Origin of the sequence: Sphingomonas sp. 2SG, assembly GCF_005503285.1 — a bacterium.
Classification (GTDB): domain Bacteria; phylum Pseudomonadota; class Alphaproteobacteria; order Sphingomonadales; family Sphingomonadaceae; genus Sphingomonas; species Sphingomonas taxi.
The window spans coordinates 1-23,515 of record NZ_SCMZ01000051.1; the positions used below are offsets into that span (position 1 = coordinate 1).

Genomic DNA, 23,515 nt, shown 5'->3' on the forward strand with positions numbered 1-23,515 from the left:
CCGGCGCGCCGCGCACCGCCGCTGCGGGTCGGGCGCGGCGCCGCCGTCGGCGTCCCGGCGGGCTGGGCGGCGGGCTGGCCGGCGAGGCGCAGCGCCACCGCCGAGCCGCTGACCGCGACATCCTTGATCGGGCGCGATCCGTCGCCGAGCGGCGGGATCGCCGAACCGTTGAGCGTCACCGCCAATTTGTCGGGACGGCCGACGTTGATCATCGGATCCTTGGCGGCGGCGGGCACCTCGAACCGGTCGCCCGGCTTCATCGTACCCTGGAACAGCACCTTGTCGTCGGCGTCGTAGACGCGCAGCCATACCGTGTCGGTCGCGGTCAGCACCACCTGGCCGCCGGTCGGGATCGCCGGCGACGGCGCCGCGGTCGGCTTGGGCGCGACCGCCTGCGTCGCGACGTCGTCGGTCGCCGCCGTGGTGGTGGCCTGCGGCTGGAACAGGCTGCTGCCATACCAGAGCGCGACGAGGATCAAGACCGCGAGCGCGACGCCGGCGCCGATCACCGCGACGCCGCGCGAGGGCACCCGCGCCGGGTCGGCGGTGACGTAGGGGACGTATTCGGGCTGGCGCGGCCCGAGCCGGTCGAGCTCGCGGCGCACGTCCTGCGCGATCGAGACCTCGTCGGCATCGACGGCGCGCGCATAGGCCTTGGAGAAGCCCATCGCATAGGTCGGCGAGGGCAGCAGCGCGTAGTCGCCGGTCTCCAACGCCTCCAGATGTCGCTGCGGCACGCGCGTCCGCGCCGCGACTTCGGCCAGGCTCAGCCCCCTGATCTCCCGCGCTTGGCGCAGCCGTTCACCCGGGCGAGCCTGGGCAACGGGGGTCGGGTTCGGCTGGCCGGGATCGACCTCGTCCATTCGTGTCTCCAAGGGAGGGCTGCGGATCGCTGACGTGCATGACATTCCCCGATGCCTTGCTGCAAGTCAACGCGGGGTGGCCGCGGTTCGGCAGCCTTTCAGGCCAGATCGACGCCGTGCTGCGCCGCCCATTCGGTCAGCGCGCCGCGCATGTCGCGCGGCGGCCGCGCGATCAGCTCGGCGACGAAGCGCTGGACCGCGCCATGATCTAGGCTGCGCACCATCGCCTTGATCGGCCCGATCGCCGCCGGGGTGATCGACAGCCGATCGATTCCCAATCCGATCAACGCCATGGCCTCGACCGGTCGCCCGCCCATCTCGCCGCAGACGCCGAGGTCGACGCCCGCGTCGCGGCATGGCCCGATCACCCGCGACAGGAAGCGCAGGATCGACGGGCTCAACCAGTCGTAGCGTTCGGCGAGCCGCGGATTGGCGCGATCGGCCGCGAATAAAAATTGCGTGAGGTCGTTGGTGCCGACCGACAGGAAGTCGATGTCGGGCAGCAGCAGGTCGAGCTGTTCGGCGAGCGCCGGCACTTCGAGCATCGCGCCATAGCGGATCGCCAGCGGCGGCCGCCGCCCGCGCGCGTCGAGCCAGACGCGCTGCGCCTCGAACAGCGCCTTCGCCTCGGCGAATTCCCACGCCTCCGACACCATCGGGAACATGACGTTGAGCGTGCGCCCCGCCGCCGCCTCGATCAGCGCGCGCGCCTGCACCTTCATCAGGCCGTCGCGGTCGAGCGCGAGCCGCAGCGCGCGCCAGCCCATCGCCGGATTCTCCTCGTCGGCATCTTCCTTGTTGAGATAGGGCAATGCCTTGTCGCCGCCGATGTCGACGGTGCGGAAGATCACCGGGCGCGTCCCCGCCGCGTCGAGCACCTCGCGATAGAGCCGCTGCTGGCGCTCGCGCTGCGGCAGCGTCGCCGAGACGAGGAACTGGAATTCGGTGCGGAACAGGCCGATGCCGTCGGCACCGGTCACGTCGAGCGCGGCGACATCGTCGCGCAGCCCGGCGTTGACCATCAGCGTGACGCGGTGGCCGTCCTTCGTCACCGGCGGCACGTCGCGCAGCGCGGCGAAGGCGGCTTTGCGTTTCTGGCGCATCGCGAGCTTGGCTTCGAACGCCTCCTCCATCGCCGCCGACGGGCGGACGAAGACGTTGCCGGCAACCGAATCGAGCAGCAGCAGATCGCCCTCGGCGATCAGTCGGCGGACGTCGCGGACGCGCCCTAGCACCGGTACGCCCATCGCGCGCGCGACGATCGTGACATGTGCGGTGAGCGACCCTTCTTCCAGGATCACCCCCTTCAGCCGCCGCTTGTCATATTCGAGCAATTCGGCGGGGCCGAGATTGCGCGCGATCAGGATCGTGTCCTGGCGCAGCCCCATCTGCGCCGCCGTGCCCATCTGGCCCGAGACGATGCGCAGCAGCCGGTTGGCGAGATCCTCGAGATCGTGCATCCGGTCGGCGAGCAGCGGATCGTCGATCTGGCGCATGCGCTGGCGGGTGCGCTGCTGGACGCGCTCGATCGCGGCCTCGGCGGTGAGCCCCGAATCGATCGCCTCGTTGATCCGCCGCGCCCAGCCCTCGTCATAGGCGAACATCTTGTAGGTCTGGAGGACCTCCTCATGCTCGCCGCCGACGCCGAATTCCGCCTCGCGCGTCATCCGGTCGATCTGTTCGCGCATCTTGTCGAAGGCGGCATAGACGCGGTGGCGCTCGGCGTCGGTGTCCTCGGCGACGGTATGTTCGACGACGATGCGCGGCTGGTGGAAGACGGCGTGGCCCGATGCCATGCCCTCGACCAATTTCTGCCCGGGCAGGCGCACCGCCGCGGTCGATTGCGGCCGGTCGCTGCCGGCGGTCGCGCTGTCGATCAGCCCGGCGTTGGCGATCAGTTCCGACAGCACCATCGCGACGGTCTGCAACGCCTCGATCTCGACGTCCTGATATTTGCGCTGCTCGCTGTGCTGGACGGCGAGCACGCCGACCGCGCGCTCGCGGCGGATGATCGGCACGCCGGCGAAGCTGTGATAGCGTTCCTCGCCGGTCTCGGGCTTGTAGGCGAAATCGGGGTGGCTCGCCGCTTCGTCGAGGTTGAGCACCTCGACATCCTCGGCGATCGAGCCGACCAGCCCTTCGCCGAGCGCCAGCTTGGTGACGTGGACCGCCGCCTGGTCGAGACCGCGCGTCGCGAAGAGTTCGAGCACGCCCTCGCGCAGCAGATAGATCGAGCAGACCTCGCTATCCATCGCCTCGGCGATGATGCCGACGACGGCGTTGAGCTTGGCCTGCGCCGGGTTGCGACCCGCCATCACGTCGTGAAGGCGGGTCAGGATCTCACGGGCGGATGCGGCGGCCGAACTGGGCATGACAGCAGGGCTAACAGATGCCGGGGCAGGGTGCCATGCACCATTCGTCGGGGGTGGGGGTTGGTTTCGCGTAATCGCACACCGACCACTCCGTCATCCCGGAACAAGTCGAGGCCTCCAGGAAAGTCGCCCGGTGCTCCTGCGAAAGCAGGAGCCCAGGATTCCCGAACGCCATAAGACGTTGTTTGCTTGGCTCTGGGCTCCTGCGTTCGCAGGAGCACTGCGCTGATATAGACCGGGGTCACGGATCTTGCGGGGCTCAGCCCCGAGCGCTCACCCGTCGCTGGCGCGTTCGATGTCGGCGCCGACCGCGGACAGCTTCTCCTCCAGCCGCTCGTAGCCGCGGTCGAGGTGGTAGACGCGCGCGACCGAGGTCTCGCCCTCCGCCGCCAGCCCGGCGAGGATCAGGCTCATCGACGCGCGCAGGTCGGTCGCCATCACCGGCGCGCCGACCAGCTTGTCGACGCCCTTGACCACCGCGGTACGGCCGTGGACCTGGATGTCGGCGCCCATCCGGGCCAGCTCGGGCACGTGCATGTAGCGATTCTCGAAGATCGTCTCGGTCAGCACGCTGGCGCCCGACGCCTTGCACAGCATCGCCATGAACTGCGCCTGCATGTCGGTGGCGAAGCCCGGATAGGGCGCGGTCGACAACGTGATCGGGCCGAGCGGCGCATTCGCCTCGACCGACACGCCATCGCGCGTCTCGGTCACCGTCACGCCCGCTTCGCGCAGCGCGTCGATCGTCGCCTGCATGTCGGCGGCATTGGCGCCGAGCAGCTCGAGCGAGCCGCCGGTGATCGCCGCCGCGCAGGCATAGCTGCCCGCCTCGATCCGGTCGGGCATCACCGCATAGGTCGCGCCGTGGAGGCGGTCGACGCCCTCGATCTCCAGCGTCTCGGTGCCGATCCCCTCGATCCGCGCGCCCATCGCGACAAGGCAGTTGCACAGGTCGACGATCTCGGGCTCGCGCGCCGCATTCTCGATCACGCTGCTGCCCTTGGCCAGCACCGCCGCCATCACGACATTCTCGGTCGCGCCGACCGATACCACCGGGAAGCGATAGCGCCCGCCGGTCAGTCGCCCGCCCGGCGCGGTCGCCTTGACATAGCCCGCCGCCATTTCGAGCTCGGCGCCGATCGCCTCCAGTGCCTTGAGGTGCAGGTCGATCGGGCGATTGCCGATCGCGCAGCCGCCGGGCAGCGACACCGTCGCCTCGCCGGCGCGCGCCAGCACCGGGCCGAGCACCAGAATCGATGCGCGCATCTTGCGGACGATGTCATAGGGCGCCTCGGTCGAGGTGAGCTTGCCGGCGCGGATCGTCATCACCCGGCCGAAATCCTCCGGCCGCGTCCCCTCGATCCGCGTCGAGGCGCCCAATTGGTTGAGCAGATGCCCGAAACCGTCGACGTCGGCGAGCCGCGGCAGGTTGCGCAGCGTCAGCGGCTCGTCGGTAAGCAAGGCGCAGGGCATCAGCGTCAGCGCGGCGTTCTTGGCGCCCGAGATGCGCAGGCGGCCCGACAGGCGATTGCCGCCACGGATGAGGATACGGTCCATCCCCGTCGTCTAACGCGCCGCCGCGCCCGCGCAAGACGCGAATGCGGCGATGGACGATCGCACCCGCATAACCAACTTTAACCCGGCTTGTTGATTGATTTTAATGCACCGACTTGGGTTGCTGCTACCCAGAATCGATTAATTGGGGGATTTCAACAGCGTGACGACCAGTTGCCTCGCCGAGCGCCTCGGCGAACTGATCGACCTGTCGAACAATGAGAAGGCGGCCCTCGACAGCCTCGAACAGCGCGAACGGACGCTGCGCCGCGGCGCGGTGCTGCTGCGCGAACACGACAAATCCCCGGAGTTGTTCGTGGTCAAACGCGGCACGATGATGAGCTATGTCATCCTGCCCGACGGCAGCCGCCAGATCCTGCGGTTCCTGTTCCGCGGCGACCTGGTGGCGATGGCGGGGCTGGTCTATCGCAACTCGCCCGAAACGGTGATCGCGCTTACCGAATGCGCCGTCGCGCCGGTCGAGCGGGCGGCGATCGGCACGCTCAGCGCCGATCATCCCCGACTCGCCGCGCTGCTGATCGCGGTCGACCAGATCGAACGCGTCGCGCTCACCGACCGGCTCGCCGGGCTCGGCCGCACCTCGGCCAAGGCGCGCGTCGCGGCGCTGCTGATCGATATCCGCAACCGGCTGCGCATCGTCGACGGCACCGCCGGCAATACCTTCCAGCTCGGGCTGACGCAGGAGGAGATCGGCGATGCCACCGGGCTCACCGCGGTGCACGTCAACCGCATGCTGCGCCAGTTGCAGGACGAGGGGATGATCGCGCGCGACGGCGGCCGGATGACCTTCGTCGACGAAACCATGTTGGTGCGGACCGCGCATCACACCGCGCGCGACACCGCACGCGCGGCGGGTCTCGACTTTAGCTGGCTGCCGGGCGCGCGATAACGGCGACGGCGGCCTGTCCGACGTTTACGCCTTCTCCAGCGTACATTGCAGCGGATGCTGGTTCTGGCGGGCGAAGTCCATGACCTGTCCGACCTTGGTCTCGGCGACTTCGTAGGAGAACACGCCGCAGACGCCGACGCCCTTCTGATGGACGTGCAGCATGACCCGCGTCGCCTCCTCCATGTTCATCCGGAAGAAGCGTTGCAGGCACAGGACGACGAATTCCATCGGCGTATAGTCGTCGTTGAGCATCAGGACGCGGTACGGCGTCGGCTGTTTTGTCCGCGTCCGGGTCTTGGTGGCGAGGCCGGTGCCCTCATCCGTTCCATCGTCGCGGCGTTCGGCCATCGTGATCGCTTCAACTGTCATGGTGATCGCCGAAATATGGCACGCCGGGCGCGCGGAGCAAGGGCTTGGAACAGGAAAAGGGCGACCGCATCGCTGCGGCCGCCCCTTTGGTCCGGATCGTACGGGCGCTTACGCTGCGACCTTCAGCTTCTCGGCGGCGAGCGCGACGCGGTTCGACAGCGGCTGCACCACTTCGCCGGCGAGCTTCAGCACCGCTTCGGCATTGTGCGAGCTGTGCTGGACGAGCGCGTCGAACGACGAGCGGACGTAATCCGAATGCAGCTTGAAGAATTCGGTCGGCGACTTGACCGAGGTCAGCGTCTTGGCGACCGTGGCGGCCTCCTCGAACGACTTCTTGGCATAAGCGGCGGCATCCTGGCCGAGCGTCTCGAGGCCGCGCGCGGCGATCTTCGACGATTCGACGAGCGCCTCGATATTGCCCTTGCCGAACTCGCTGGCCTCCTGAAGCAGCTTCTGGCTCTTGTCGACGGCACCCTTGGCGCGGTCGGTCGCATCGGTGAAGGCGGTCTGGGTCGTGGCGGTGACGTTTTCGATCGTTTCCATGGGAACTTCCTTTGCTGCGGGTGGGACAATCGGCGCGACCGCGACCGGGACGGCGGCGGCCACGACGGGAAGCGATGCGGTCGCCGGCTCGGGCGCACGCACCGCAGCCGGCTTCCTGCCGGTCGGCTTGATCTTGGAACGCTGGGACGGGGCGGCGGCGCTATCGGCGCCACGCGCGGCGCCGGCGCCACGGCGGGCGGGCGTGATCGGCGACTTCGGGACGGTATCGTCCATCGATCCTACTCCAGCTATTATGCTGCAACGCACAATAGTAGGTATCGCCCTCACTTTCAACTAAATTTGTTGCGGTGCAGCATGATAGCGTTACCGCGCGCGGACATAGTCTCCGGGTGCCTCGCCGAGCGCGGTCAGCGCCCCCGTGCCGGGCAGCCGTGCGCCCGCCGCGGCGACGGTGTCGCCGTCGATCGCGCGCAGCCAGGCGAGCCAGTCCGGCCACCAGCTTCCCTTCGTCTCGGTCGCGCCGGCGACGAAATCGGCGAGGCTCTGGGCACCCGATTCGTTGGTCCAATATTGGTATTTGCCCGCCGCCGGCGGGTTCACTACGCCCGCGATATGCCCCGATCCGGCGAGCACGAAGCGCAACGGCCCGCGCAGCAGATGGGTGATTCGCCAGACGCTGTCGGCCGGCGCGATATGATCTTCACGCCCCGCCTGGACATAGGCCGGCGTCGTCACCCGGCGAAGATCGAGCGCCTCGCCCGCCACCGACATCGCGCCGGGCTGGACGAGCAGATTGTCGCGATACAGATCGGTCAGGTACGACAGATGCCATTTCGCCGGCAGGTTGGTGGTGTCGCCGTTCCAGTGGAGCAAATCGAACGGCGTATAGTCGGACCCCAACAGATAATTGTTGGTGACGTAATTCCAGATCAGGTCGCGCCCGCGCAGCAGGTTGAACGTCGCGGCCATGTAGCGCCCGTCGAGGAAGCCCTGCGGCGATAGCGTGCCGATCAGCGCCAGTTGCTCGTCGGTGACGAAATGCTGCAATTCGCCGGCCTGCGCGAAATCGACCTGCGCGGTGAAGAAGGTCGCGCTGGCGACCTTGTCCGCCTCGTCGCGCGCGGCGAGCAGGGCCAGCGTCGCCGCCAGCGTCGTGCCGGCGACGCAATAGCCGATCGTATGCACCGCCGGCACGTCGAGCGCGGCGCGGATCGTGTCGACCGCGTCGACCTGCGCGGTGACGTAATCGTCCCACACCACGTCCTTCATCGACGCGTCCGCCGACTTCCACGACACCATGAAGACGGTGATGCCCTGTTCCACCGCCCAGCGGATGAAGCTCTTCTCGGGGGTCAGATCGAGGATGTAGAAGCGGTTGATCCACGGCGGGAAGATCACCAGCGGCGTCGTCATGACGCGGTCGGTGGTCGGCGTATATTGGATCAACTCGTACAGCGGCGTGCGCTTGACCACCTTGCCCGGCGTCGTCGCCAGGTTGCGGCCGACCTCGAACGCGCCCTCGGACGTATGGGTGAGCTGGCCCTTCTGGATGTCGGCGAGCATGTTCCTGAGCCCGTCGAGCAGATTCTGCCCCTTGGTCGCGATCGTCTTCTCGACCACCTCGGGGTTGGTCAGCGGGAAGTTGGACGGGCTCATCGCCTCGACCAGCCCGCGCGCGGCGAAGCGCAACTGCTCCTTCTGCCGCTCGGGCACGCCGTCGAGCGCGTCGACGCCGCGCAGCATATGGTCGGCGATCAGATTGTAGCTGCGGCGGATCCAGTCGAACCAGGGATCGTCGCGCCACGCCGCCGCCTTGAAGCGCTTGTCGCGCACGTCGCCGTCCGATTGCGGCGGCGGCGGCACCGCCGCGGCGGGATCGACGAAGCGCTGCCACAGCGCCAGATTGTCGCGCCAATAATCCTGCGTCTGGCGGACCAGCGCGGGATTGACGAGCGGGGAGGGCGCCGCCTCGGACATCGCGCCGCCCGCGGTCATCAGGCCAAGGCCCTGCTCCATCATCATCTGCTGCGCGCGGCCCATCACCCAGGTCCAGTGCTGGAGTTCGGCGAGATCGGGCGCGCCGGGGGCGGCATCCTGTGCGTGGGCGGTCTGATCGTCGTGCGGATCGGCCATGGCATCCTCTTCTCCGCGGGCGACGTTACCCGTCGCGCGCCTGCGTGGGAATGGCTATCCGCACCGGCCGCCCCGCGCGCGGTTTGCAGGCCGGGCGAAAGCCGCTAGCGTCGCGGCGATGGACACTCCGGTTCGCGCTATCCCGCGCTCGCTCTTCGCTTTCTCGATCTTCTACGGCGGCATGGTCTGCATCGCCGGCGTACTTGGCAACAAACAGGTCGCGCTCGGCCCGCTGTCGGCGCTGGGGCCGCTCGTCGGGCTCGGCCCGCTCGCGGTGGAGGCGGGCATCTTCGCCTTCCTGCTGCTCGTCGTCGTGTCGAGCGCGATCGCCGAACTGCACGGCGGCGACACCGCGACGCGGCTGGTGCGGATCGGCTTCGCGCCGCTGATCGTGTCGATCCTGCTGTCGGTGGTGGTGCTGTCGGTGCCCGCCGCCGCGGACATGGACCCGGCGCGGCGCGACGCCTTCACGCTGATGATGGGCGGCACGCCGCGCATCTGGCTCGGCGGCATCGTCGCCTACGGCATCTCGCAGACGCTCAACGTGACGATCTTCGCCGCGCTGAAAGGGCGCGAGGGGAGCGGGCTGCTCTGGCTGCGCGCCGGCATCGCCAGCGTGCTCAGCCAGATCGTCGACACCTTGCTGTTCGTGACGATCGCCTTCGCCGGCGTCTTCCCGATCGGCGAACTGCTGCTCGGCCAGATGATCGCCAAGGTGCTGCTGTCGGCGATCATCGTGCCGCCGCTGATCTATCTGTTCGTCGGATTGGGCCGGCGGCTCGACCGGGGGTGATTCGCCGATGGCCAGTGCCCCATCGAGGCTCGCCACTGCGCCATTCGAAACCCGTCACCCCGGACTGGTTCCGGGGTCCACGGGGCCACAGGCGCGCGCTCACGGCTCCGGCCATTCTCCTCGCCGCAGGGTAGACCCCGGAACGAGTCCGGGGTGACGGCGTGGGTGGGAGAAGAGGTGCGGCCACACGCCGCTATCTCCGCACCCAGCGATCAGATCATGCCGAGCGCCTGCATGTACACCTCGAGGATCGCCTCCTCCTCCTGATATTCTTCCTTCTTCTTCTTGCGGATCGAGAGGATCTTGCGGATCGCCTTGGGGTCGTAGCCGCGGCCCTTGGCCTCGGCCATCACGTCCTTGATGTCGTCCGCGATACCCTTTTTCTCTTCCTCGAGCCGCTCGGCGCGCTCGATCAGGAGGCGCAGCTCGTCCGCCGCGACCTGGCCGCCGCCCATGCCGTCTTGCCGTTCTTCCGCCATTGTCCCACCCCGCCGCAGGCGCCCTGCGGCCCTCATATGATTCGCTGAAAGGATACCGGTCACGACCGGTAGGGGCGGGCGTCTAGGCGCTTAGCCCGCCGGGCTCAACCCCGGCCGGGCTCGGTCATCGCGGGCGGATCGCTCGCCGGGAAACTCTCGTCGAGCGCCTCGTCCAGCGCATCCTCCTGCGCGGCGTCGCGGCCCTCGTTGCGCTTGAGGCTTTCCTCCATGCGGGCGAGCTGTTCGGGGGTCGCCTCGCTCTGGTAGCGCGCCTTCCACTCGGCCTGCGGCATGCCGTAGATCGTCTCGCGCGCCTCGGCCTTGCTCAGGCCGCCGGCCTCCTCGATCCAGTCGGACAGGCAGTTGCGGCAGAATCCCGACAGGCCCATCAGGTCGACGTTCTGCGCATCGGTGCGATGGCGCAGGTGGCGGACGAGGCGGCGGAACGCCGCCGCGGCGACGGCGTCGGGCAGCGCGGCGAGTTTGTCGGTCATGAAAACCTTTCGGAAGTTGATCGGTCCTAGATAGGGGCTAGAGGGGAGCGCGGCCATTCCCCAGGAGCCCTTTCTATGACGACTGCCATTGCGCCCCGCGCGCGAAAGGTTCGCGTGCTGGCGACATTAGGTCCGGCAAGCAACACCCCCGAGATGATCGCGACGCTGTTCCAGGCGGGCGCGGACGCCTTCCGCGTCAACATGAGCCACGGCGACCAGCAGTCCAAGGTCGCGGTGATCCAGGCGATCCGCGCGCTCGAACAGGAATTCAACCGTCCGACGACGATCCTCGCCGATCTGCAGGGCCCGAAGCTGCGCGTCGGCAAGTTCGAGGGCGGGCGCACCGTGCTCGAACACGGCAGCACCTTCGTGCTCGACCGCGATCCGACGCCGGGCGACGCCACCCGCGTCGAGCTGCCGCACAAGGAGATCTTCGCCGCGATCGAACCGGGCGCACGCCTGCTGCTCGACGACGGCAAGCTGGTCTTGCGCGTCACCGACCACGACGCCGACCGGATCGAGACATTGGTCGAGGTCGGCGGCGCGCTGTCGAACAACAAGGGGCTCAACGTCCCCGACGTCGTGCTGCCGATGGCGGCGCTGACCGAGAAGGACCGCAGCGACCTCGCCTTCGCGGTCGAACAGGGCGTCGACTGGATCGCGCTCTCCTTCGTGCAGCGGCCCGAGGATCTCGCCGAGGCGCGCAAGCTGATCGGCGGCAAGGCGGCCCTGCTCGCCAAGATCGAGAAGCCCGCGGCGATCGACCGGCTCGAGGAGATCGTCGAGATGTGCGACGGCGTGATGGTCGCGCGCGGCGATCTCGGCGTCGAACTGCCGCCGCAGACCGTGCCGCCGTTGCAGAAGCGCATCGTCGAGACGTCGCGCCGGCTCGGCCGCCCGGTCGTCGTCGCGACGCAGATGCTCGAATCGATGATCCAGAGCCCGTCGCCGACCCGCGCCGAAGTGTCCGACGTCGCCACCGCGATCTACGACGGCGCCGACGCGATCATGCTGTCGGCGGAAAGCGCCGCGGGCGCGTGGCCGGTCGAATCGGTCGCGATGATGAACTCGATCGGCGTCTCGGTCGAAAGCGACCCGATGCACGGCGACCGCGTCCATTTCACCGTGACGCGCCCCGACCCGACCACCGCCGACGCTCTGTCGGAGGCCGCCAAGCAGATCGCCAAGACCACCTCGGCGACCGCGATCATCTGCTTCACCACCTCGGGCTCGACCGCGCGCCGCATCGCGCGCGAGCGGCCCTCGGTGCCGATCCTCGTGCTCACCCCGAGCAAGGAGACCGCGCGCCGGCTCGGCCTGCTGTGGGGGACGCATGCGGTGCACACCCGCGACGTCGAATCGTTCGAGGATATGGTCGGCAAGGCGAAGCGCATGGCGTTGCGCACCGGCATCGCGCAGGCGGGCGACCGCGTGATCGTGATGGCGGGCGTGCCGTTCCGCACGCCGGGGTCGACCAACGTGCTCCACGTCGTCCGCATCATCGGCGACGAGCTCAAGGACTATAGCTGAGCGTTCCGTCGTAGGCGCCGCGTGGCGCCTACGACCATGCGCCGCCACGTTACGTATGGATGACGGGCGTGTGAGCCGCTAAGGACGGGGCGTCATGTACCGTCCCGCCCTGTCCGTCGTCATCCCGTGCTACAACGAGGCCGCGTGCCTGGACCTGCTGCACGCGCGGGTCGCGGCGGCGGCCCGCGCCGCGGTCGGCGACGATCACGAGATCGTCCTCATCAACGACGGCAGCCGCGATGACAGCTGGGCGGTGATGCAGCGGCTCAGCGAACAGGACCCGCGGCTGGTCGCGATCAACCTGTCGCGCAACCACGGCCACCAACTGGCGCTGACCGCCGGGCTCGATCTGTGTTCGGGCGAACAGATCCTCATCATCGACGCCGATCTCCAGGACCCGCCCGAACTGCTCACCGACATGCGCGCGACGATGGCGGCGCAGGGGGCGGACGTCGTCTACGCGGTGCGCCGCAAGCGCGAGGGCGAGACGATCTTCAAGAAGGCGACCGCCGCGGCTTTCTACCGCGTGCTCGACCGCGTCACCGACACGCCGATCCCGCTCGACACCGGCGATTTCCGGCTGATGAGCCGCCGCGCGCTCGACGCCTTGCTGTCGCTGCCCGAACAGGCGCGCTTCATCCGCGGCATGGTGGCATGGGTCGGCTTCCGTCAGGTGCCGTTTCCCTACGATCGCGCCGAACGCCACGCCGGCGAGACCAATTATCCGCTCGGCAAGATGGTGCGGCTCGCCTTCGACGCGGTCACCGGCTTCTCGACCGCGCCGCTGCGCTTCGCCAGCCACGCCTCGGTGATCCTCGCCGGCGCCTCGCTGCTGCTGCTCTTCTACATCCTGTGGGGCTTTTTCGAAGGCTCGCCGGTGCAGGGCTGGACCTCGACGATGCTCGTCGTCACCGTGCTGTCGGCGGCGCAGATGTTCGTCCTCGGCATGATCGGCGAATATCTCGGCCGGCTCTACATCGAATCGAAGCGGCGGCCGCTCTATCTGGTCGCCGACATCGCCGGCCCGGTGAAGGGCCGCTCGACGCTCGGCTTCAACGCCGCCGAACCCTCGCCCGAGTTCGAATTGGCGGACGAACGACGGGCGGCCGAATAGCCGCCGTCCGGGTCAGTTCGGCTCCGCCAGCGTCACGATCGACACGCCCGGGGTCAGCGGCACGCGGCCGACGGCGTGGCGTTCGAGGCGGAAGATCTTCTCGAACAAGGCGTTGAGCGGCTTGGCGGGGGGCGAATCGTCGCTGTCGTCGCGGCCCGTCAGCCGTCCGGCGATCCGCGCCGCCGCGGCGAGCGGGAACAGCAGCGAATTGAAATAGGTGAGCTTGCGCGGCGCCAGCCCCGCCGCCGCGATCGCCTTGACCAACGACGCCTTGGAATAGCGCCGGTGGTGGTGGTTCACCACGTCGTGCGCGCTCCACAGCCATTGGTGCGCCGGCACCGCGATCAGGATCTTGCCGCCCGGCCTGAGCAGGCTCGCCATCCCCTTCAATGCGGCGATATCGTCCTCGATATGCTCGACCACATCGAGCACCGCGACGAGGTCGTACGATCCGCGTGCGACGCCGGGCAGGTCGGGCAGCGGCGCGTCGCCGACCGGGCGGCCGAGCCGCTCGCTGGCGATCGCGCGCGCGGCGGGATCGATCTCGATCGCATCGACCTCGCCGAAGCTCGCCAGCATCGGCAGATTGTGGCCGGTGCCGCAGCCGATCTCGAGGATGCGCGCATCCTTCGGCAAGGCGCCGTAGCGGGTCAGATAGTCGCTGAGGATGTCGCGGCGGGCGCGATACCACCAATGGGTGGAATCATGCGCGGCCATACGGTCGTAGACGATGCGATCCATTAAGCGAACACCAGCCAGCGATTGAGGATGAAGGTGACGATCGTCGCCAGCGCCACCGCGGGCAGCAGCGGCGCCCAGGCGGGCAGGCCGAAATGCGCGGTGCCGATCCAGGTGACGATCGCGTTGAGCGCCATGCCCGTCGCCTGCACGCCGACGAACTGCGCCTGCTGCCAGCCGCCACGGCGACGCGTGCCATGGCCCTTGAAGCTCCACCGGCTGTGCAGGAAGAAGCCCGCGGTCACCGCGACGGCGAAGGCGAACGGCACGGCATAGACGGCGTGCTCGCGCGGGAAGACCCAGGCGGTCAGCGGCAGATAGACCGCCGAATAGATCAGCGTCGAGATGCCCCCGGCGATACCGAAGCGGATCATCTGCCCCAGCATGCCGCTGTCGCGTATCGCCGCAAGTCGTGCCGGTGCTTCCCTCGCCATCCGCTCCGCCCTAAAGCCATTGCTCCGGGAACGAAACGGCCAAAACGAAAGTCGCTCAGTTGAACATAGCTCCCCGCGGTCGGCTGGACGACGCGCTCGCCCGGCACTGGATCGCGCTCACCCTCGTCACCTGGCTCGGGGTGATGATCTGGTACGTCTGGAACGACTGGAACCTGATCCGCTGGCTGTCGCTCGGCGATACCGACGACAATATGCGGCTGATGCAGGTGCGCGCCTGGCTCGCCGGGCAGGATTGGTACGATCTGCGCAACTACCGGCTCAATCCGCCGGTCGGCTTCGACATCCACTGGAGCCGCATCGTCGATCTGCCGATCGCCGGGCTGATCCTGTTCTTCCGCCTGTTCACCAGCAATTTCTGGGCGGAGCGGCTGGCGTGCGGAATCGCGCCGCTGCTGCCGCTCTCGATCGCGATGCTCGGCGTCGCGGCGACGGTGCGGCGGCTGATCGATCCGCGCGCCTGGCCGCTGGCGCTGCTGTTCCTGCTCGGCACCTCGGCGACGATGCTGATGTTCCTGCCCGAGCGGATCGACCATCACGGCTGGCAGCTCGCGATGCTCAGCCTCACCGTCGCCGGCCTGTGCGATGCCAAAGGCGCGCGCGGCGGGCTGATGGTCGGGCTGGCGAGCGCGGTCAGTCTCGCGATCGGGCTGGAGATGCTGCCCTATTGCGCGATGGCGGGCGCGATCCTCGCGCTGCGCTGGGTGTGGGACCGCGGCGAGGCGCGGCGGTTGCAGGCCTATGCGCTCAGCCTCGGCGGCGGCAGCGCGATCGGCTTCGCGGCGTTCGCCTCGACCGCGAATTACGCGATGCGCTGCGACGCGCTGACCCCGGTGTGGCTCAGCGTCACCGTCGCGGCGGGGGCTTTGCTGTTCCTGCTGGCGTGGCTCAACCCGACGTCGCGGGGGCTGCGCATCGGCCTCGCCGTAGCGGCGGGGGCGGGAATCGCGGCGGGGTTCGTCCATTTCTTCCCGCAATGCCTCGGTCGGCCCGAGGGGGTCTCGCCCGAGCTCCAGAAGAACTGGCTGAACAACGTCCGCGAGGCGAAGCCGATCTACAAACATCCGTTCCGCCTCGGCTTTCCGATCGCGGCGCTGCCGATCGTCGGCGTCGTCGGCGTGATCCTCGGCACGTGGCGGGCGCGGCGCTCGCCGGCGCTGATCGGCTGGAGCGCGGTGGCGCTGTTCGTCACCTTCGCCTGCCTGATGCTGCTGTGGCAGGTGCGCGCCGGGCCGGCGGCGCAGCTGCTCGCGGTGCCGGGCGCGACCTTGCTCGGCTGGATCGTGCTGCCCTGGCTGCTCGAACATCGCTCGTGGCCGGTGCGGATCGGCGGTACGGTGGCGGCCTTCCTCATCGTCTCGGGCCTGTTCGCCGGGCTGATCATCAAATATCTGCCGGTCGACGTCCCCAACGCCTATACCAAGCGGGTCAACCGGTCGACCGGGAGCTGCGTGCGCTATACCGTGCTGAAGGCGCTCGACCGCTATCCGGCGCAGACGATCTTCACCTTCGTCGACCTCGGGCCGCGGCTGATCACGGTGACGCATCACGATGCGATCGCGGGGCCGTATCACCGCAACGGCGATGCGATCCTCGACGTCCAGCATGCCTTTGGTGGAAGCGCGGATCAGGCGCATGCGATCATCAGGCGCCACGGCGCGACGATGCTGATGCTCTGCCCGAACCATTCGGAATCGACCAATTATCGCGCGCGCAATCCGGGCGGCTTCTACGACCAGCTCGCGCATGGCGAGGTGCCGGCATGGCTGACGCCATTGCCGCTGCCGGCCAATTCGCCGCTGCGCTTGTTCAAGGTGGATTGAGCGGGGAGGGCGTCGTGTCCTCCCCCTCCGTCACGCCTCCGGCGCGCCACCTCCCCCTGGCGGGGGAGGACTTCCATATTCCTCCCCCGCAAGGGCAGGGTAATCGCATATGGCTGCGGTGATGAGGTTCGATCGGTTTCCTTATCAAATTCGTCACCCCGGACTCGTTCCGGGGTCCACCGGGCTGCGAGAGAGCGGTCTCGGATCAAGCCTTTCTCCTCGCCGCAGGGTGGACCCCGGAACAAGTCCGGGGTGACGGGGTGGGCTTGGAAGACGACAGGCTCGCACGAGCGTCCATATGCGATAGCCCTGCCCGCAAGGGGGAGGTGGCAGCGCGAAGCGCTGACGGAGGGGGAGGAAAGGGGGACGCCCGCGGTTACCGCAAACTCACCTGCAACCCGTCCATCACGAACTGCACCGCCAGCGCCGCGAGCAGCACGCCGAGCAGCCGCGTGATCACCGCCTCGATCCGCGCGCCGAGCAGCCGCATCAGCGGCCCCGCCGCGAGCAGCGCCACCAGCGTCAGCAGCAGGATCACCCCCATCGCCGCCAGCACGACCAGCGTCGCCTCGATGCCGTTGGTGCGCGCGACGAGCAGCATCACCGAGGCGATCGAGCCCGGCCCGGCGATCATCGGCATCGCCATCGGGAAGATCGAGACGTCGTCCGCCTCGGGATCGTGCGCCACCTTGGCGGCGCGGTCCTCGCGGCGCTGCGTGCGCTTCTCGAACACCATTTCGAGCGCGATCAGGAACAGCATGATGCCGCCGGCGATGCGGAAGCTCGCCAGGCTGATGCCCAGCCCCTTGAGCAGCGCCTCGCCCGCCAGCGCGAAGACGAGCAGGATGACCGTCGCGACGCCGACCGCGCGGATCGCCATCGCGCGCCGCTGCACCGGCGAGGCGCCCGCCGACAGGCCGGCGTAGATCGGCGCGCAGCCGAGCGGATCGATGATGACGAAGAAGGTGATCAGCGTCGAGACGAACAGCTCGATCACAGGGCGGCCTCGATGCCGTCCCGCCGGCACGCCGAGACATAGGTGTTGCGGATCAGGCAGGCGATCGTCATCGGCCCGACGCCGCCCGGCACCGGCGTGATCGCCCCCGCCACCGCGCCGGCCGCGGCGAAGTCGACGTCGCCGATCAGCCCGTCCTCGGTGCGGTTGATGCCGACGTCGATCACGGTCGCGCCCGGCTTGATCCAGTCGCCCTGGATGAAGCGCGGGATACCGACCGCGGCGACGACGATATCCGCCCTGCGCAGATGCGCGGCGACGTCGCGCGTGCGGCTGTGGACGATCGTCACGGTGCAGCTCTGCTGGAGCAGCAATTGCGCCATCGGCTTGCCGACGATGTTCGACCGGCCGACGACCACCGCCTCCATCCCCGACAGATTGGGGTGGATGTCCTTGAGCAGCATCAGGCAGCCGAGCGGCGTGCACGGCACGAACCCTTCCGCGCCGATCGCGAGCCGGCCGGCGTTGACCGGGTGGAAGCCGTCGACGTCCTTGTCAGGATCGATCGCGAGCAGCACCGCTTCCGCATCGAGATGTGCGGGCAGCGGCAATTGGACGAGGATGCCGTCGACCGCGGGATCGGCATTGAGCTGCGCGACCAGCGCCAGCAACGTCCCGGCATCGGTGTCGGCGGGCAGGCGATGCTCGAAGCTCGCCATGCCGGCGTCGCGCGTCGCCTTGCCCTTGTTGCGGACATAGACCGCCGAGGCGGGGTCCTCGCCGACCAGCACGACGGCGAGGCCGGGGGCGCGGCCGGTGGCCTCGCGAAAGGTGGCGACATGGGTGGCGACGCGGGTGCGCAGGGCAAGGGCATGGGCCTTGCCGTCGATGATCGTGGCGGTCATGCCGCGGCCTCATAAAGCGCGGCGGCGATTTTCGCCAGCGCGGCGGCGTCGCCGGCGACGTGCAACCGCTTCAATCGCGCGGTATCGCCGCCGACCAGCGTGACGGCGCGTTTCGGAACGCCGAAGGTCCTGGCGACCAGCGCGATCAGCGCGGCATTGGCCTTGCCGTCGACCGGCGCGGCGGCGAGCCGCGCGGCGAGATGCTCTTCGGTGCCGGCGGCGATCGCATCGCGCCCACCGCGCGGCGTCACCCGGATCGCGACGAGCAGACCGTCGTCGCGGATCGTCCAGGCCGGCATCGGCGGCGGATCAGACCGCGCCGTTGACCAGCAGGCTGGTCGCGATGTTCGGCAGGATGACGCTGTCGAGGATGCGGATGATGATCAGCACCACCAGCGGCGCGAGGTCGATGCCGCTGATGTTGGGCAGGATCCGGCGCAGCGGCCGGTAGAGCGGCTCGGTCAGCCGATCGAGGCCGTAATGCAGCTGGCTGACGAAATTGTTCGAGGTGTTGATGACGTTGAACACGATCAGCAGCGACAGCACGAACTGGATCATGATGATCCACCACAGCACGTTCAGCAGCACCTGGATGATCTGGATGAGGGTAAGCGCGATCACGCGAGGCTCCGGGATAAGAATGTGGCGGTCGATCTAGCCTGTCCGGGGCGCGGCGAACAGCGTTTGTAGGTGGAAGACGCTCTCCAGACCGCAGGGCGGTGGAACATGGCCGTTCCTATTGGCCGCGCGCCATCCGAGCTTACGCCGTCACCCCGGACTCGTTCCGGGGTCCACTCTGCGGCGAGGAGAAAGGTTGGAGGCTCAGGCCGATGCCATGCGGCCCGGTGGACCCCGGAACGAGTCCGGGGTGACGGGATTTCCGAAGGGTTCGCCGCGATCCTCATGAGCCATCTCCACGCGCCAGCCTGCCCCGGGGCCGACACCGGATCATCAGGGAACGTCGAACAGGCCGTCCTGCGATCCGGCGGGCGGGTTGAGGCCGAGGTGCTTCCAGCCGCCCGCATTGAGCACGCGCCCGCGCGCGGTGCGCGCGACGAGGCCGAGCTGGATCAGATAGGGCTCGATCACCTCCTCGATCGTGTCGCGCGGCTCGCTGAGCCCGGCGGCGAGCGTCTCGACGCCCACCGGCCCGCCGCGATAGATGTCGGCGATCATGTGCAGATAGCGCCGGTCCATCGCGTCGAGCCCGAGCGAATCGACCTCGAGCCGGTTGAGTGCGCGATCCGCGGCGACGCGGTCGACGGTCGGCGTACCGGCGACATTGGCGAAGTCGCGCACCCGGCGCAGCAGCCGCCCGGCGATGCGCGGCGTACCGCGAGCGCGCCGCGCGATCTCGCTCGCGCCATCGGGGGCGATGCCGAGGTCGAGCAGCCCGGCGGCGCGGGTGACGACGCGGGTCAGTTCCTCGACCGTGTAGAATTGCAGCCGCACCGGAATGCCGAACCGGTCGCGCAGCGGCGTCGTCAGCAGCCCCTGCCGCGTCGTCGCGCCGACCAGCGTGAACTTGGGCAGGTCGATCCGCACGCTGCGCGCCGACGGCCCCTCGCCGATCATCAGGTCGAGCGCGCGATCCTCCATCGCCGGATACAGCACCTCCTCGACGGCGGGTTGCAGGCGATGGATCTCGTCGATGAACAGCACGTCGCCGTCCTCGAGATTGGTGAGCAAGGCGGCGAGATCGCCCGACTTGGCGATCACCGGGCCGGAGGTGGCGCGGAAGCCGACCCCCATTTCGCGCGCGATGATCTGCGCCAGCGTCGTCTTGCCGAGCCCCGGCGGCCCGAAGAACAGCACGTGATCGAGCGCATCGCCGCGCCCGCGCGCCGCCTCGATGAACACGCGCAGGTTTTCACGCGCCGCCTGCTGCCCGACGAACTCGTCGAGACTGCGCGGACGGAGCGCCGCATCGACGTCCTCGGGACGACGGCTGGCGGAGAGGAGACGGTCGTCGGTCAATGTGCTGCCAACAATTCGTCGATCGTCACGCCGGCCTGACGGAGCAGGCCTGCCAGCGTGCCGGTCTTCACCGCCTTGTGGAGGGGAACGACGCAGCCAAAATCGCCGCGACGCAGGACGACATGACTGCCGCGCTGCCTCACCTGTTCGAAACCCAGTCGTTCCAGCATCCGGATGATCTCCGCACCCGACAAGATCGGCAGCTTAGGCATGCACCGCGACATCGAAGCTGGTGACAAATGGCGCTGCACGCGTCGCCATCGGGAATTCCTCGAGATACAGTTCGACGGCCTCGCGCAGATTGGCGAGCGCCTCGTCGAGCGTCTCGCCCTGCGTGGCGGTGCCGGTTTCGGGGTTGAAGGCGGTAAAGCCCCCCTCGTCGGCATGGCTCAGAATTGCGGTCACGTGCATGCAAGCCTCCTCGGGAATATTTCGTTGCTAGCTCGCCCCTGCATGCGGCGCCAGCGTGACCACCGGGCCGCCCCGCCTTGCTCGACGACACCGGTCCGGATCGTCGATCGGCTCGCCACCGATCGGACGGGGGCTGTCGATCGATGACAGCTGAAGCCGCTTCCTTCGTCGATCGACGCCTTCACCCGTACCGCGTCGGCATCATGGCCGACCCGGCAGATATCGATTCATCGCGTGGTCTTCGTCGGCAAGGAGACGTGAAGCTGCGCCATGTTCCCGATATAGTCCCGTTTCGCCGGAGCGTCCAGCAATGCGGCCGCTACTTCGCTGCCTTGCGCAGCGCCAGCCGCACCAAAGCGTCGAGCGTCGCGCCCGTTCCGAGGTCCTCCTCCGCCGCGCCGACCGCGCTCGCCGCCTCGGCGGGGCGGAAGCCGAGGTTGAGCAATGCCGACACCGCATCCGCCGCCGCGCCGACCGGCATCACCTGCGCCGCCGCCGCCGGGCCGAGTGCGACCGTACCCACCTTGTCCTTGAGTTCGCGCACGATCCGCTCGGCGAGCTTCGGCCCGACGCCATTGGCGCGCGCCACCATCGCCTTGTCCTGCGCCGACACGGCGCGCGCGATCTCCGCCGTGTCGAGCGCCGACAGGATCGCCAGCGCGACGCGCGAGCCCACGCCCTGCACGCCGGTGAGCAGGCGGAACCAGTCGCGCTCCTCGGCACGTGCGAAGCCGACGAGGCGGATCGAATCCTCGCTGACCAGCATCTCGGTATGCAGCATCGCCGCCTCGCCGACCGGGCCGATCGCCGCCAGCGTCCGCGCCGAGGCGCCAATGAGGTAGCCGACGCCGCCGACGTCGATCACCGCATAATCGATCCCGGTCGATTCGAGCCGGCCTTTCAGATGCGCGATCATGCCGTCACCCGCGCCCGCCGCGCCATGCCCTGTGCCGAGGCGAGATGGTGCGCATGCGTGATCGCCACCGCCAGCGCATCCGCCGCATCGGGGCCGGCAAGCTTGGCGCCAGGCAGCAGCACCGCCATCATCGCCTGGATCTGTCGCTTCTCGGCGCCGCCGGTACCGACCACCGCCTTCTTGACGGTCGAGGGATGATATTCGCCGATATGCAGCCCGTTGCCCGCCGCGGCGAGCAGCACGACGCCGCGCGCCTGCCCCAGCTTCAGCGTCGACTGCGCATTGGTGTTGCCCAGCACCTCCTCGACCGCGGCGCCGTCGGGCCGCTCGGTGAGGATCACGTCGATCAGCGCCGCATGCAGGTTCGACAGACGCCGTGGCAGCGGCATCGACGGATCGGTGCGGATCTGTCCGTTGGCGATGTGCGACAGCCGGTTGCCATCGGCATGGATGACGCCCCAGCCGGTCGTGCCGAGCCCGGGATCGAGGCCGAGAATGATCATGATGCCGCCACGCAATAAGGATTTTGCGCGCAGAGGCGCAGAGGACGCAGAGAGAGCGTCAGGAGCGCGGCAGCATGTCCGCTCAGCCATAAGCGAGACGCCCGTCCAGAACGCACCATCCTCTGCGCGCTCTGCGCCTCTGCGCGCAAAACCTCTTCGCGGCTTCGCGTCTTCGCGTGAACCAAAGCTGCTCTACCCGGATCGCCGGGGACCAGATTCGCGCGAAGACGCGAGGACGCGAAGAGGTCGCGTCCGTGGCCGATATGCCGTGTCGTCGCCGGCCGATGTCGCGGCCCGCTGGCGCGGGAACGGGCAGCCGCGGGCGCGACCCTCCGCGCCTCCGCGCCTCCGCGTGAACCCGGCAAGGTCAGCCCAGCTTCTCCATCACCTCGTCGGAGACTTCGTAATTGCCCCAGACGGTCTGCACGTCGTCGTCGTCGTCGAGCGTGTCGATCAGCTTGAACAGCGTCGCCGCATCGCCCTCGTCGACCGCCACCATCGTCTGCGGCCGCCACGCGAGCTTGGCACCCTCGGGCTCGCCGAGCACCGGCTCCAGCGCCTTGGCGACCTCGTGCAGGTCGCCGACCGCGGTCCAGATCTCGTGGCCGTCCTCGGACGAGGAAACGTCCTCGGCCCCCGCCTCGAGTGCCGCCTCGAACACCTTCTCGGCATCGCCGGCGCTCGCCGGATAGTTGATCAGGCCGACGCGGTCGAAGGCATGGCTCACCGAGCCGCTCGCGCCGAGGTTGCCGCCGTTCTTGGCGACCGCGGTGCGCACGTTGGTCGCGGTGCGGTTGCGATTGTCGGTCAGCGCCTCGATGATCAGCGACACGCCGCCCGGGCCGAAGCCCTCGTAGCGAATCTCCTCGTAGCTCTCGGTATCGCTGCGGCTCGCCTTGTCGATCGAGCGCTGGATATTGTCCTTGGGCATCGACTGCGCCTTGGCGGCGTTGACCGCGGCGCGCAGCCGCGGATTCATGTCGGGGTCGGGCATCCCCATTTTCGCCGCCACGGTGATTTCGCGGCTGAGCTTGGAGAACATGCCCGAGCGCTTCTTATCCTGCGCGCCCTTGCGGTGCATGATGTTCTTGAACTTGGAATGGCCTGCCATGACTGCCTCTAGCGAATAATCCTGTGCCTTTAGGCGGTGGGTACGCTTTTCGCCAGAGCGTCGATCTTCGCCTCCAGCGCGGCGAGCCGGTCGAGCACGATCCCGTCGAGCTTCTCGTGCAGCCGCAATATGTCGAGCTCGGCGCGCAAATTGGTCTCGTAATCGAGGCTGGCGGCGAGCCGGTCCTTCGCCGCCTGGCGGTTCTGGCTCATCATGATCACCGGCGCCTGGATCGCGGCGAGCGTCGACAGCATCAGGTTGAGGAAGATGTAGGGATAGGGATCGAACGCCATGCCGAAATGCGCGAGCACGTCGGTGTTGAGCAGCATCCAGCCGAGCAGCACGACGGTGAAGGCGATGATGAACCCCCACGATCCGCCCACCGCCGCGACGCGGTCGGCAAGCCGGTCGCCGAGGCTCGAGCGCGCATCCGCCTCGTCGGCGGCGTCGCGGCTGACGATCGTGCCGGAATCGATCGAATCGAGGACGCGCCGCTCCTCGGGATCGAGCGCATGCGCGGGTTTGCGCAACAGGCGCTGGGCGAGATCGGCGAGGGGGAGCTGTGCCATCGGGAGCGTCCTTGGTCGGGGCGGGCGGCGGTGGCGTACC

At 68.6% G+C, this 23,515-nt stretch carries 26 protein-coding genes; 5 read left to right on the forward strand and 21 right to left on the reverse strand.

Going from position 1 to position 23,515, the window contains the following annotated elements; all coding sequences use genetic code 11:
• The 3 genes from FFS23_RS16595 to murA all read right to left on the reverse strand — a co-directional run.
• Positions 1-863 (reverse strand): helix-turn-helix domain-containing protein (locus tag FFS23_RS16595; protein WP_137899483.1); only part of this gene is annotated, 863 nt, incomplete at its 3' end.
• 98 nt (positions 864-961) lie between these two features.
• On the reverse strand, positions 962-3,235 hold the full coding sequence (ptsP, locus tag FFS23_RS16600; RefSeq protein ID WP_137899484.1) for a phosphoenolpyruvate--protein phosphotransferase: 2,274 nt from the start codon (positions 3,233-3,235) through the stop codon (positions 962-964).
• Between the two features lie 273 nt (positions 3,236-3,508).
• On the reverse strand, positions 3,509-4,792 hold the full coding sequence (gene murA, locus FFS23_RS16605) for a UDP-N-acetylglucosamine 1-carboxyvinyltransferase (RefSeq protein ID WP_137899485.1): 1,284 nt from the start codon (positions 4,790-4,792) through the stop codon (positions 3,509-3,511).
• 160 nt (positions 4,793-4,952) lie between these two features.
• Between murA and FFS23_RS16610 the strand changes: the two genes are divergently transcribed.
• Entirely contained in the window at positions 4,953-5,699 is a 747-nt protein-coding gene (locus tag FFS23_RS16610) for a Crp/Fnr family transcriptional regulator (RefSeq protein WP_038667450.1), read from the forward strand.
• A gap of 24 nt (positions 5,700-5,723) precedes the next feature.
• Here the strand turns inward: FFS23_RS16610 and clpS are convergent, their stop codons facing one another.
• From clpS to FFS23_RS16625, 3 genes are all read right to left on the reverse strand, one after another.
• On the reverse strand, positions 5,724-6,047 hold the full coding sequence (gene clpS / locus FFS23_RS16615) for an ATP-dependent Clp protease adapter ClpS (protein WP_038664297.1): 324 nt from the start codon (positions 6,045-6,047) through the stop codon (positions 5,724-5,726).
• Positions 6,048-6,176: 129 nt separating this feature from the next.
• Positions 6,177-6,611, reverse strand: coding sequence for a phasin family protein (locus tag FFS23_RS16620; protein WP_249340727.1), 435 nt, complete (start codon positions 6,609-6,611; stop codon positions 6,177-6,179).
• Positions 6,612-6,935: 324 nt separating this feature from the next.
• On the reverse strand, positions 6,936-8,705 hold the full coding sequence (locus FFS23_RS16625; protein ID WP_137899487.1) for a PHA/PHB synthase family protein: 1,770 nt from the start codon (positions 8,703-8,705) through the stop codon (positions 6,936-6,938).
• 118 nt (positions 8,706-8,823) lie between these two features.
• Here FFS23_RS16625 and FFS23_RS16630 point away from each other — a divergent pair, with 118 nt between their 5' ends.
• Positions 8,824-9,498, forward strand: a complete 675-nt coding sequence (locus FFS23_RS16630; protein WP_137899488.1) for a queuosine precursor transporter — start codon at positions 8,824-8,826, stop codon at positions 9,496-9,498.
• Positions 9,499-9,710: 212 nt separating this feature from the next.
• On the opposite strand, the gene FFS23_RS16635 is transcribed toward FFS23_RS16630, so the two are convergent.
• Positions 9,711-9,977: a DUF2312 domain-containing protein gene (locus FFS23_RS16635; protein ID WP_052075679.1), complete on the reverse strand. Its 267-nt coding sequence runs from the start codon at positions 9,975-9,977 to the stop codon at positions 9,711-9,713.
• 104 nt (positions 9,978-10,081) lie between these two features.
• Positions 10,082-10,471: a DUF1244 domain-containing protein gene (locus FFS23_RS16640; RefSeq protein ID WP_249340728.1), complete on the reverse strand. Its 390-nt coding sequence runs from the start codon at positions 10,469-10,471 to the stop codon at positions 10,082-10,084.
• 75 nt (positions 10,472-10,546) lie between these two features.
• On the opposite strand from FFS23_RS16640, the gene pyk reads away from it, so the two are divergent.
• Positions 10,547-12,001: a pyruvate kinase gene (gene pyk, locus FFS23_RS16645; RefSeq protein WP_038664282.1), complete on the forward strand. Its 1,455-nt coding sequence runs from the start codon at positions 10,547-10,549 to the stop codon at positions 11,999-12,001.
• Between the two features lie 94 nt (positions 12,002-12,095).
• Positions 12,096-13,115: a glycosyltransferase family 2 protein gene (locus FFS23_RS16650; protein WP_137899490.1), complete on the forward strand. Its 1,020-nt coding sequence runs from the start codon at positions 12,096-12,098 to the stop codon at positions 13,113-13,115.
• Positions 13,116-13,127: 12 nt separating this feature from the next.
• Here the strand turns inward: FFS23_RS16650 and FFS23_RS16655 are convergent, their stop codons facing one another.
• Both FFS23_RS16655 and FFS23_RS16660 read right to left on the reverse strand, forming a co-directional pair.
• On the reverse strand, positions 13,128-13,856 hold the full coding sequence (locus FFS23_RS16655; RefSeq protein WP_137899491.1) for a class I SAM-dependent methyltransferase: 729 nt from the start codon (positions 13,854-13,856) through the stop codon (positions 13,128-13,130).
• Positions 13,856-14,287, reverse strand: coding sequence for a GtrA family protein (locus tag FFS23_RS16660; RefSeq protein ID WP_081974442.1), 432 nt, complete (start codon positions 14,285-14,287; stop codon positions 13,856-13,858). Before FFS23_RS16660 ends, FFS23_RS16655 begins: the two co-directional genes overlap by 1 nt.
• Positions 14,288-14,346: 59 nt before the next feature.
• On the opposite strand from FFS23_RS16660, the gene FFS23_RS16665 reads away from it, so the two are divergent.
• Positions 14,347-16,128: an AcrB/AcrD/AcrF family protein gene (locus FFS23_RS16665; protein ID WP_137899492.1), complete on the forward strand. Its 1,782-nt coding sequence runs from the start codon at positions 14,347-14,349 to the stop codon at positions 16,126-16,128.
• Between the two features lie 376 nt (positions 16,129-16,504).
• Here the strand turns inward: FFS23_RS16665 and FFS23_RS16675 are convergent, their stop codons facing one another.
• The 11 genes from FFS23_RS16675 to FFS23_RS16725 all read right to left on the reverse strand — a co-directional run bounded on the left by FFS23_RS16675 (position 16,505) and on the right by FFS23_RS16725 (position 23,475).
• Positions 16,505-17,125, reverse strand: a complete 621-nt coding sequence (locus FFS23_RS16675; protein ID WP_038664271.1) for a MarC family protein — start codon at positions 17,123-17,125, stop codon at positions 16,505-16,507.
• Positions 17,122-17,988 (reverse strand): bifunctional methylenetetrahydrofolate dehydrogenase/methenyltetrahydrofolate cyclohydrolase FolD, encoded by an 867-nt coding sequence (gene folD / locus FFS23_RS16680; protein WP_137899493.1) that lies wholly within the window; start codon positions 17,986-17,988, stop codon positions 17,122-17,124. Before folD ends, FFS23_RS16675 begins: the two co-directional genes overlap by 4 nt.
• Complete coding sequence (locus FFS23_RS16685) at positions 17,985-18,287, reverse strand: DUF167 domain-containing protein (RefSeq protein WP_137899494.1); 303 nt, start codon at positions 18,285-18,287, stop codon at positions 17,985-17,987. The genes folD and FFS23_RS16685 overlap by 4 nt, the downstream gene beginning before the upstream one ends.
• A 10-nt stretch (positions 18,288-18,297) precedes the next feature.
• On the reverse strand, positions 18,298-18,609 hold the full coding sequence (locus FFS23_RS16690) for a YggT family protein (RefSeq protein ID WP_038664261.1): 312 nt from the start codon (positions 18,607-18,609) through the stop codon (positions 18,298-18,300).
• A gap of 330 nt (positions 18,610-18,939) precedes the next feature.
• Entirely contained in the window at positions 18,940-19,965 is a 1,026-nt protein-coding gene (gene ruvB / locus FFS23_RS16695; protein WP_137899495.1) for a Holliday junction branch migration DNA helicase RuvB, read from the reverse strand.
• A complete protein-coding gene (locus FFS23_RS16700) occupies positions 19,962-20,177 on the reverse strand; it encodes a type II toxin-antitoxin system HicA family toxin (protein WP_137899496.1) in 216 nt (71 codons plus the stop codon). The genes ruvB and FFS23_RS16700 overlap by 4 nt, the downstream gene beginning before the upstream one ends.
• The gene (locus tag FFS23_RS16705) at positions 20,170-20,376 is read right to left on the reverse strand and encodes a type II toxin-antitoxin system HicB family antitoxin (RefSeq protein ID WP_038664253.1); all 207 of its coding nucleotides are present in this window, start codon (positions 20,374-20,376) and stop codon (positions 20,170-20,172) included. Before FFS23_RS16705 ends, FFS23_RS16700 begins: the two co-directional genes overlap by 8 nt.
• Positions 20,377-20,695: 319 nt before the next feature.
• Positions 20,696-21,292 (reverse strand): Holliday junction branch migration protein RuvA, encoded by a 597-nt coding sequence (gene ruvA / locus FFS23_RS16710; protein WP_137899497.1) that lies wholly within the window; start codon positions 21,290-21,292, stop codon positions 20,696-20,698.
• Positions 21,289-21,795: a crossover junction endodeoxyribonuclease RuvC gene (ruvC, locus tag FFS23_RS16715; protein ID WP_038664248.1), complete on the reverse strand. Its 507-nt coding sequence runs from the start codon at positions 21,793-21,795 to the stop codon at positions 21,289-21,291. Before ruvC ends, ruvA begins: the two co-directional genes overlap by 4 nt.
• A 367-nt stretch (positions 21,796-22,162) precedes the next feature.
• Entirely contained in the window at positions 22,163-22,906 is a 744-nt protein-coding gene (locus tag FFS23_RS16720; protein ID WP_038664245.1) for a YebC/PmpR family DNA-binding transcriptional regulator, read from the reverse strand.
• A 29-nt stretch (positions 22,907-22,935) separates the two neighbouring features.
• A complete protein-coding gene (locus FFS23_RS16725) occupies positions 22,936-23,475 on the reverse strand; it encodes a DUF1003 domain-containing protein (protein ID WP_038664242.1) in 540 nt (179 codons plus the stop codon).
• Positions 23,476-23,515: the final 40 nt, after the last annotated feature.